We start from the raw sequence: 2,982 nt of genomic DNA, 5'->3' as shown, positions 1-2,982 counted from the left end.
TTGTAGTGTTCACAAAAAAACTTCCTCTTCATCTACCGTATTCCAATCCGCATCTTTTTCTTTTTATCATCTCATGCTTTTCGAGTAAGCACATAACTATTTCTCGTTCTTTCATTCTTTTTTCGCGCACACTTTCAACATTCACAATCTTCTTAAGCTCATCTTTATATTCGTTGTAAAACAAAGCACGATCTATTTTCTTACCACTCACGTTCATCTCTTCGTCTATTTCATCGGAAGACTTAAACGACAAACTCATTCTCTTTCTATTCTTATTAATCTTCAAAATACTATTTACCAAACGAGCATGTGCATCTTTCTCACAAACTAGTACGGTCTTTTTACCAAGCATACAATCAGTCTTAATCTCTCTCATCATTACTTCAGCCGCACCATTTTGTTGAGGTATCCTTGGCAATGAACGCACATGAACTATTTTCTCTCGTTCAACATATTCACGAACTTCTTTATTGCAATAAGCAGCTCCGTTATCCGTCATCCATACTAGAGGTAATCCTCTTCGTTGTTTTAGCATATCTAAAATCTCAACAACTTCACTTCCATTTGCCGCCGATCCAGTAACAGCTCCAATAATCTTTTTACTACCACGATCTTTTATTATCTGAGACTCAACTGCTTTTTTATTTTTTCTTCCAATATGGGTTCCATCCTGAGTCCAAATGACATTCACTGATTGAACTTCAACTCGTACTTGGTTCAATTTAATTTCTTCTAACTTTCTAAAACGCCTTCGCTCTTTTATTTCTGTAACGTATTTTCTAATAAGTCTTAATTGAACTTTTCCTTTTAACTCAATAGCTATCGCAGAACTTCCAGGATACCCCTGCCTTTTTAATTCACGTGCAACTAATATCATTGCCCGTCTGCGATCCGCCGAAGCATAGCGAGGTCTTCCTGACCTCAAGTCACAATTCCTTTTAGTTTTAGCTTTCCACAATCTCAAAGTTCGCTTAGTTATCTGAAGTCTCTTTGCGAGGTCGTCCAACTTTATTTCTCGTCCTTTCTCCAGTAGAAAAATCCCGATCTTTCTCTTGAACTCGTTGCTGTATCTTCTTTGCAATTGTCTTCTCCTTCCGTGGAGTATCTTCCGTCAGACCTGTTGTCCGACATCCCGGCATCTCTCGAAAAATCGCGATCAGACGATCCTGCATTTCGATCGTCCTCTCCAGCTCTGCAATCTTCTTCTGCAAAGCTTTCACATCGTTCTCTGGCTTCTCTTTCATATCCTTCGCCCTTATCGTTGGTTGTTTCAAAAGACCCACCAACATCCCGCTCGAAGCTTGTTGAGACATCTGCCACAATCTTATCTGTGGTATGTTCAATGCTTTCGCGGCTTCGGTCTTCGTGAGTCTTCCCACCCAATATTCTAGCATTATCGTTCCATTCGTAAATGCCATCTTCTTCTGATCCTCGCTCGCTTGATGCCAAAGAATCTTGATCGGCATCGCTGGCTTCTCCATCATCTGAAGCTTTCTTTTCGAATGCTTCTTCTCTTTCCTCTGCTTTGTTTCCATTATATTGTCCTTCTAAATTTTTTAAATTAAGTTTTTCTCCAAGTTTACTAACGAGACCTTCTTTTGATTGGAAAATGAGATGCCCATTTTCACCGTGAAGAGAAACGCTTTTTCCATCAATTTGTCCGACTAAAAATACTGGGGATTTTGGTTTTTCATCTAAGGCCATTCGAAGTGCGTTTTCAGCAATTGACTCTTCTAAAATCTTTCTTATTTCACTTTCTACTCCAAAGAATCGATCAGCTGGAGTCATGCCATCAATGCCTTGATGTGGTCGAAAATGATTATAATGATCAATGTAATGCTTTAATCTTTCCTGCGCTTCTGATAATTCTTGTGGACGAGCTCTGTTCCAAAACTCTTGAGCTATCGTCTCCCAAAGTCTTTCACACTTTCCAACTGTCTGTGGGTGATGGCTTCTTGCGACGACATGCTTAATTCCTTCTTTATCAAGCATATGTTGAAATTCACTTTTTCCACGCCAACTAAAATATTGTCTTCCTTGATCAGTTAAAATTTCTTGTGGCTTTCCAAATTTTTGAATTCCATCTTGAACACAGTTCATAACGAACTCACCAGTCTGTCTTAACTGTAAACTCCAGGCGACAATGTATCTGCTGTTATCATCTAAAAAAACTGTGAGATACACTCTTTGACTATGTCTTGCTAACACATAACTTGTAATATCCGTTTGCCATAATTGCATAGCACGAGCTCGCTCAAACCTTCTAATTTTATCCGAAGAACGCCTGCGTTTTTTGACGACTTTTATTAATGGTATGTTTTCTTCAACTAAAGTTTTTCTAATTGTACCTGTTGAAACTTTTAATCCATCAAATCGATGAAGGAAGTCTTTAACTTTTCTAAGTCCAAAAGTTGGATTATCTAATTTAGTTTTAATAATTTCTTTTTGAAGTGCTTCAGAAATGCGTTTGTGATGACGCTCTTTATATTTTCTGAATGTATCTTGAAAAATACTTCCTTCTAAACCTTTAGGGCCATACTTTTCATATAAAGAATTCCATCTTCCAAGAGTGACTTCAGCAACTCCCCAAATTTTTGAAAAATCTTTTTGAGATAATCCACTTTTTCGATAAGCTTCCACTGCCTGCCGCCTAAGATCTTCATTATAAGGGCCGCCTCTTTTAGCATTTAATTTCGTGCTTGAAGTAGGATTTTGTTGTGCACGTTTATAATCTTGTTTCCACTTTGAAAGTGTTTCCATGACAATATCGTATTTAGGTGCGAATTTGATTGCTGGTAAACCTGACTCTAAAAACTCTTCAACAATTCGTTTTTTTTCTTCTGCCGTGAACATTCGTTTCGGCTTTCGTTTCTTTGGTTCATTAAAATTGTCTGACATAATTCCTCCATTTTTATAGTTAAAATGGAATGGAATTTCGGTAGCCTGACCTATAAAGAGGAAAGTTTAATGTTAAACACTACA

2 protein-coding genes are annotated in these 2,982 nt (G+C 37.6%); both read right to left on the bottom strand.

The window, feature by feature from the left end:
* Positions 1-28 precede the first annotated feature (28 nt).
* Complete coding sequence (locus SHI21_RS20655) at positions 29-877, bottom strand: transposase family protein (RefSeq protein WP_323579168.1); 849 nt, start codon at positions 875-877, stop codon at positions 29-31.
* A 131-nt stretch (positions 878-1,008) separates the two neighbouring features.
* Positions 1,009-2,898, bottom strand: coding sequence for an IS3 family transposase (locus SHI21_RS20650; RefSeq protein ID WP_323579166.1), 1,890 nt, complete (start codon positions 2,896-2,898; stop codon positions 1,009-1,011).
* Positions 2,899-2,982 lie beyond the last annotated feature (84 nt).

Origin of the sequence: Bacteriovorax sp. PP10 (assembly GCF_035013165.1) — a bacterium.
In the GTDB taxonomy this organism is placed as follows: domain Bacteria; phylum Bdellovibrionota; class Bacteriovoracia; order Bacteriovoracales; family Bacteriovoracaceae; genus Bacteriovorax; species Bacteriovorax antarcticus.
This window is presented reverse-complemented; position numbering and strand designations above follow the sequence as displayed.

Excerpts from the sequence above, each read along its gene's own strand:
- SHI21_RS20655 (WP_323579168.1), bottom strand. The coding sequence starts at position 877 with ATGATATTAGTTGCACGTGAATTAAAAAGGCAGGGGTATCCTGGAAGT.
- SHI21_RS20650 (WP_323579166.1), bottom strand. The coding sequence starts at position 2,898 with ATGTCAGACAATTTTAATGAACCAAAGAAACGAAAGCCGAAACGAATG.